Raw genomic sequence first — 6,910 nt, forward strand, 5'->3', positions numbered from 1 at the left:
AACCAACTGACAGCCATCCCAGATGCGATCGCTTCCCTGAATCAGTTACAAGAGCTTTACCTCGACAATAACCAACTGACAGCCATCCCAGATGCGATCGCTTCCCTGACTCAGTTACAATGGCTTTTCCTCAACAACAACCAACTGACAGCTATCCCAGATGCGATCGCTTCCCTGACTCAGTTACAAGGGCTTGACCTCAGCAATAACCCCCTCAATCCTGAACTTGCTGCTGCCTACGAACAAGGAACTGAAGCTGTTTTGGAATATCTGCGGGCAAAAGCAGAAAAACAAATCATACTCAATGAAGCCAAATTGATCCTCATTGGTGAGGGTGAAGTGGGCAAAAGTTGTCTGTTAGGGGCATTGCGGGGGGATGAATGGGTAGAAGGTCGCCCCACCACTCACGGCATTGAAATTAAACCTGTCATCGTCACAGATCCCGATAGCGGTACAAAAATCACCTTGAATGGTTGGGATTTTGGTGGTCAAAGGGTTTATCGTCCCACCCACCAGTTATTCTTCAGTGCGCCAGCCGTGTATTTGGTAGTCTGGAAACCACGAGAGGGACCCCAGCAAGGTTTTGTCAAAGAATGGATCACTCTCATCAAAAATCGAGAACCGGATGCCAAAGTATTGGTAGTTGCCACTCATGGTGGACCCGGACAGCGACAACCAGATATTGATAGACAAGAAATTCTCGATCAATTTGGTCAAGATACGGTACTGGGTTTCTTTCATGTAGACAGCAAACCCCCAGGAAATACAACAGATTGCCCTGGTTTAGTAGAATTAAAAGAAACTATTGCTCGTGTTGCGGCATCTCTTCCTGAAGTCGGGCGTTCTGTTCCTGCCAAATGGCAACAGGTACGGGAAATCTTAAAAACCAGTGATCAAGCCTATCTCCCCTACAATGACGTTATTGCCATCTGTGCTGAACAGGGAATTGATGAACAGCAAGCAGAATTATTCCTGGCCATTTCCCATAGATTGGGTCATTTTATCCATTACCATTACGACTCTGTACTCCGCAATATCGTCATCCTCAAACCCGACTGGTTAGCCAAGGCCATCAGCTTTGTATTGGATGATGAAGTGACACGCAAACGCAATGGTTTAGCAGCATTTGACCATCTTAGCCAATTATGGAGTCATCCCCCATTTGAAGGAGAAGAAGGTTATCCGAAAGAACTCCATCCAGTATTTCTGGGACTGATGAAACGCTTTGATTTATCATACGAAGTGGTTTTTAATCCATCTGAACCTAGCAATACGAGCTTGATTGCTCAACTTGTTCCTGATACACGCCCAAACAAATTACCAAATTGGGGAGAACAACCAGAACCCGGAGACAGACAACAGGTACAAATTTGCCGCATTGTGGATAGTCGGGGACAGTTTGCAGTAGCAGAAGGATTGTTTTATCAGTTAATTGTCCGCTTACATAAATATTCACTTGGACGGAATAATTACAACAACAGCATCCACTGGCAACGAGGTTTAATGCTTGACAATGGCTACAACGGTAGAGCATTGCTAGAGTATGTGGATACTGATATAAAAATCACAGTGCGGGCAGCTTATCCAGAACGCTTTTTATCCTATCTCACGGAAGAAATTACATGGTTAGTTAAAGATTTCTGGGAAGGTTTGCGTTGTAACGTTATGGTTGCTTGCGTTGCACCTTGCGGCATGAATCCACCTGGAAAGGGATTATTTGAAGTCCAGAAACTAATTGAAAGCAAAAAAAAGAATCGTCATGAATTTCCCTGTCCGACTTCCGGGTGTGGTGAATGGCAAAACATTGATTGTTTGCTAAATAATGCACCCACAACTCCACCCCCATCACAAGTATTTGGTATTGAGAAATTTCGAGATGTTCTGAAAGATGAGTTAGAAGTCATCCGCAGAGATTTAGTTATTTTCGATAGTCGAGATGAAAAACGCTTTCAGGAGTTGTCTCAGCAACAACGGACTATTCTCAGCCAAGTTGATCAAGAGTTTGCAACATTAATGCAAATGCTCACAGATGAAGCCAAAGATGGACCACGTTTGTTTAGCTTTAAACCCATTGATCCGAAATTTTTTGATAAACCCAAATGGATAAGTGCCAAGTTTCAACTTACCCTCTGGTGTGAACACGCCCGTCAACCGCTTCCAGTCTTAAATCCCAACGATCCAAACAAGGGAGTTTATGAATTAGACTTACCCCATAAGTGGTTTACCAAAGCAATTCCCTATCTCAAAATTTTAACAGCAACTCTCAGCTTAGTATTACCTGTAGCGGGTTCAGCAACTAAGTTTATCTTAGATGACACAGCCTACAAAGCCAATGAAGAACAACTAGATTTAGGACAAAAAACCATTGAATCTACTTTAAAAGGCAGTGATATGGCTTTAGTTGAAAAGTCTGATCAAGCTTCCTTTTCAGAAGGTGATGCAATTCGCGCCCAAGGTCCCATTTTACGAGAATTACACGCTCTATTAAAACAAAAAGATCCTAGTTTTGGTGGTTTAGAACGAGTGCAAAATAAACGCCGGGAATTTCTCTGGGTTCATCCTCAATTCGTAGATGAATATTAATTTTTAGGTTTAACTTTCAAACAAAAATTGTTAGTCGGATGTCAATACAATCGAGGGCGGGGAAACTGTAGAAATATAAAAAAGTTGGAAAATTTATAAGCTCACATCTTGCACCAGGCGACTGGAAGTCACGGCTACACAGGCAAAACCCACCTGCGTGGGTTTGAAACCCTTGATTTTCTATTAGTCCGCGTAGGCGGACTTGGTTTGTATGGTTCCGCGATTTCTAATCGCTAGGACTTGGTGCAAGATATGAGTAAGCTCAAAACCCTTGTTATTACGTTAGATACTAACCGCCATAACAAAAATAAAGTTGGAAAATTCCTCAAATCTTCACACAGCAAGCCTTTGGTGGCATCAAACCAGCCAACTTGCAAAAATACTGGCTTGGACAGATAATTGATGTTGTTGATACCAGGTGAAAGCATTATCTGCAACTACCTGTCCCTCTAATAAATTCAGTGTGTGATCATTTCTGTCTGCTAACCAATAATGTTTCTCAGCCTGTAAACCATCTCCATCTTTACCTTTATACCATACACCGATAGGTAACAATCTGTGAGAACAATAGGCAGCAAAAATTGTTGATTTGCTCAAGTATTCAGTAGGATAATTGAAAAAACCAACTAAGGAGCTAGATAATATATTACTAATTTCTTGACTAGATTTAATTCCCAAACAGTTAACAGGAATTCCATTAATAGGCTGAATCTGAAAACTGAGAGGAGAACCAATGTCCAAAATTTCCTCAATTTCCAATTCTTGACAGGTCTTCTGTAACGCTAGTAGAGATTGCTGATAAACACGAGAACGTGGGAGAGTACCACCAAATATTACCAAACGCCGCTGTCGTTCTGACAAAGGGGTGAGATTTTTTGGCTCACCGACATTAGAAAATACTGGTAAAGTGGGAATATCCGAATGTTTTCCTTGACTTAATTTTCGGATAATATCAGCATATCCTTGTTTGCTGGTGATACAGCGATCGCTCAATTTAATTAACCGAGCCGCTAAATTTCTTTGGAGTGGCGATGTCCAAAACTGGCTATTCCAAATTGGACCAAAAGCATAGATTTCATGAAACATTGTCACTAAACGGCGGTTATTTCCCTCTTTTCGCCACCTTTCTAAAGCTGCCACCAACCACACAGGACAGCCTCGCCTTGCATAACCATAGCCCACATAATGCAGTAGCAAAGTCTGTTTTACATCATCTTGATTAAGTAATAATTTTAGTAACGCAGTCCGTGAGCAATCTGCCACCTGTTTAACTGCAAATCCTTCGATAACACCTTCTCCAGTCCAATTCGCATCTCCAATCACAAAATTGGTGATGATGCCAAAATCTTCGCGCATTTGTCGAGCTAAATTTAACCCATAATCTCCCACTCCATCAACAGCCGGGGGTAGACGCGGAACAATAGTAGTAATTTCCATATTTCTGTAACTCATTATATGATGTTCATAAATCACTTAGTATATTAGATGGTGGCACATATTAGATACTGGAGAAAATTAAAATTAATCACATGAATTCAGTCCGTCTCGCTATTATCTGCGACTACCCAGAAGAAAACTGGCATAGTATGGATTTATGCGCTCAAATGTTACTAAAACAGTTGCAATCTGAACATTCGGCATCTCTTCAAACTATCCAAATTTGTCCAACATTTAACAGACGGTTTCAACAAATTCCTCAACTTGGTAAAAAGCAACTTGCTTACAATAGCGATCGCTTACTTAACCGCTTTTGGGACTATCCTCATGATCTCAAAAACAGGGTGAAAGATTTTGATTTTTATCACATTTCTGACCACTCCTACGCCCATTTAGCCCATGTCTTACCGGCAGAACGGACGGGAGTATATTGTCACGATCTTGATGCCTTTCGCTCTCTTCTAGAGCCAGCAAAAGAGCCTCGTCCAGGCTGGTATCAAGCCATGTCTCGGAGAATTTTACACGGTTTACAATCATGCAGCCTGGTATTTTATTCTACCACAGAAGTTAGAAAACAAATTGAGCATTACCAACTGGTAGAACCATCGCGCTTAGTCCATGCTCCCTATGGTATCGCCCCAGAGTTTAGTATGAATTCTGAACCAGATATATTATTGCCGCAGATACCTAAACAGCCTTTTCTACTTCACGTTGGTAGCTGTATTCCTCGCAAACGGATAGATATTTTATTAGAGGTATTTGCACAAGTCCGCAGTATTCATCCAGAGTTACAACTTGTTAAAGTTAGCGGTGAGTGGACATCAAGCCAACAACAGCAAATTACGCAGTTAAATATTGGTAATTCAATTATTCATCTTCAAGGTTTACAACGTTCAACTATCGCTGCTCTTTACCAAAGAGCCTCAGCCGTGTTATTAACAAGTGAAGCTGAAGGATTTGGATTACCTGTGATTGAAGCTTTAGCTTGTGGAGGTATAGTAGTTGCTAGTGATATTCCTGTATTGCGGGAAGTAGGTGGAGAAGTTGTTATGTATTGTCCAATTACAGATATATCAGCTTGGGTGCAAACAATAGAACAAGTATTAGCAAATCCAAATTGCACTCCTACTATTAATTCGCGTCTAACTCAAGCACAGAAATATTCTTGGTCTAATCACGCTCAGATTATTGGCAAATCTTATTTAAAATTAGCGGGTATTGAAAATATATGAAAATTGTATTTGTCAACCCTGTAGGAGTAATTGGTGGTGCAGAGAGAGTTTTATTAACTATCATAGCTGCACTTTTGAATACAAAGCCAAATATCCAACTGTTCCTCATTGTTGGGACTGATGGACCATTGATAGAAGCAGCAGAAAAATTGGGTGTGCAAGTAAAATTAGTCAAATTACCAGAAGAATTGAACCAACTGGGTGACAGTGCTTTTAAAGGTAGTAATCGGGCTGTAATGGGATTAGTATTATTATTCAGACTAGTCAAAATTTTACCAAACATTGGCCAATATTTGCGAGAATTTCAGCGATCGCTCCAGCAACTCCAACCAGACTTAATTCACTCCAACGGCATTAAAACTCATTTACTCATAGCATTAGCTGGAATCAAGCATACACCAGTTATTTGGCATATTCATGATTTCTATGGCTCACGTCCATTCATGGCACGGGTTTTAAAACAGGTCAGCTATGGTGCTAAACTGGGAATTGCCATTTCCCAAGCTGTAGCTAAAGATGCCAAAACTACCCTACCTAAATTACCAATAGAAATAATTTATAATGCCGTTGATATTAATTATTTCTCTCCCATACCTTCACCCCCCCATACTCCTCTCAAAATAGGACTAGTTGCAACTTTTGCCCGTTGGAAAGGTCATGATATTTTCTTAGCAGCAGCATCAGAAATTATCAAAACTCATCCTCATGTAAACGTGCATTTTTGTATAGTTGGTGGAGCAATTTATAAAACTCGCGGTTCTCAATTTTCGGAACAGGAATTAAAAGACAAAGCCGCACATTTAGAGATTGCAGACAAAGTTGATTTTCTCGGTTTTCAGAAAGATATAGCTCAAGTTTACCGTGATTTGGATATCGTCATTCATGCCAGTACCCAACCAGAACCCTTTGGTTTAGCAATAGTAGAAGCAATGGCTTGTGGTAAACCAGTGATAGTATCCCAAGCAGGTGGTGCGGCTGAGTTATTCACTCATAATTATGATGCAGTTGGTGTACCACCAGGAGAACCAAAAGCCCTAGCAGCAGCTATTCTAGATTTGCTTAACAATCCAGAAAAACGCCAACTTCTCTCAGAAAATGCCAGAAAAACAGCTACAAAGAATTTTAGTCATCAACGTTTAGGTGAACAAATTATCACAATTTACCAGCAGCTTAAGTAATCAGGGGCAGGGGGCAGGGGGATCATCATCAAAGACAGCAAGGGAGGAGGGGAATGGAAAAAGAACCAATCAAAAGTCATGAAGACCTAGAAGCATATAAAATGGCATTTGATGTCGCCATGAAAATCTTTGAATTATCTAAGAAATTTCCTGTTGAAGAACGTTATTCTTTAACTGACCAGATTCGTAGATCATCCCGTTCTGTATGTGCTAATTTAGCTGAGGCTTGGAGAAAACGTCGTTATGAAGCAGCTTTTATAGCTAAATTGAATGACAGTGAAACTGAAGCAGCAGAAACCCAAACTTGGCTAAAATTTGCTGTGAAATGTGGTTATTTAGATGTTGATACAGGCAGAGAACTTTATGGAATTTACAACCAAGTTTTAGGCATCTTAGTGACTATAATCAACAATCCATCTCCTTGGCTCATAAAACGCTAATTTCTAATCCCCTGCCCCCTGCCCCCTGCCCCCTGCTCCC

At 40.8% G+C, this 6,910-nt stretch carries 5 protein-coding genes; 4 read left to right on the top strand and 1 reads right to left on the bottom strand.

Going from position 1 to position 6,910, the window contains the following annotated elements; all coding sequences use genetic code 11:
* Positions 1-2,583 (top strand): COR domain-containing protein (locus PN471_RS17360; RefSeq protein ID WP_271777910.1); only part of this gene is annotated, 2,583 nt, incomplete at its 5' end.
* A 357-nt stretch (positions 2,584-2,940) separates the two neighbouring features.
* On the opposite strand, the gene PN471_RS17365 is transcribed toward PN471_RS17360, so the two are convergent.
* On the bottom strand, positions 2,941-4,020 hold the full coding sequence (locus PN471_RS17365; RefSeq protein WP_271777911.1) for a glycosyltransferase family 1 protein: 1,080 nt from the start codon (positions 4,018-4,020) through the stop codon (positions 2,941-2,943).
* Between the two features lie 92 nt (positions 4,021-4,112).
* Between PN471_RS17365 and PN471_RS17370 the strand changes: the two genes are divergently transcribed.
* From PN471_RS17370 to PN471_RS17380, 3 genes are read left to right on the top strand one after another with little or no spacing between them, the layout of a single operon-like run.
* A complete protein-coding gene (locus PN471_RS17370; RefSeq protein WP_271777912.1) occupies positions 4,113-5,252 on the top strand; it encodes a glycosyltransferase in 1,140 nt (379 codons plus the stop codon).
* On the top strand, positions 5,249-6,430 hold the full coding sequence (locus PN471_RS17375; protein WP_271777913.1) for a glycosyltransferase family 4 protein: 1,182 nt from the start codon (positions 5,249-5,251) through the stop codon (positions 6,428-6,430). Before PN471_RS17370 ends, PN471_RS17375 begins: the two co-directional genes overlap by 4 nt.
* 53 nt (positions 6,431-6,483) lie before the next feature.
* On the top strand, positions 6,484-6,870 hold the full coding sequence (locus PN471_RS17380; RefSeq protein ID WP_271777914.1) for a four helix bundle protein: 387 nt from the start codon (positions 6,484-6,486) through the stop codon (positions 6,868-6,870).
* Positions 6,871-6,910 lie beyond the last annotated feature (40 nt).

It is taken from the genome of Aphanizomenon sp. CS-733/32, assembly GCF_028330045.1.
GTDB lineage: Bacteria > Cyanobacteriota > Cyanobacteriia > Cyanobacteriales > Nostocaceae > Dolichospermum > Dolichospermum gracile.

Excerpts from the sequence above, each read along its gene's own strand:
- PN471_RS17365 (WP_271777911.1), bottom strand. The coding sequence starts at position 4,020 with ATGGAAATTACTACTATTGTTCCGCGTCTACCCCCGGCTGTTGATGGA.
- PN471_RS17370 (WP_271777912.1), top strand. The coding sequence starts at position 4,113 with ATGAATTCAGTCCGTCTCGCTATTATCTGCGACTACCCAGAAGAAAAC.
- PN471_RS17375 (WP_271777913.1), top strand. The coding sequence starts at position 5,249 with ATGAAAATTGTATTTGTCAACCCTGTAGGAGTAATTGGTGGTGCAGAG.
- PN471_RS17380 (WP_271777914.1), top strand. The coding sequence starts at position 6,484 with ATGGAAAAAGAACCAATCAAAAGTCATGAAGACCTAGAAGCATATAAA.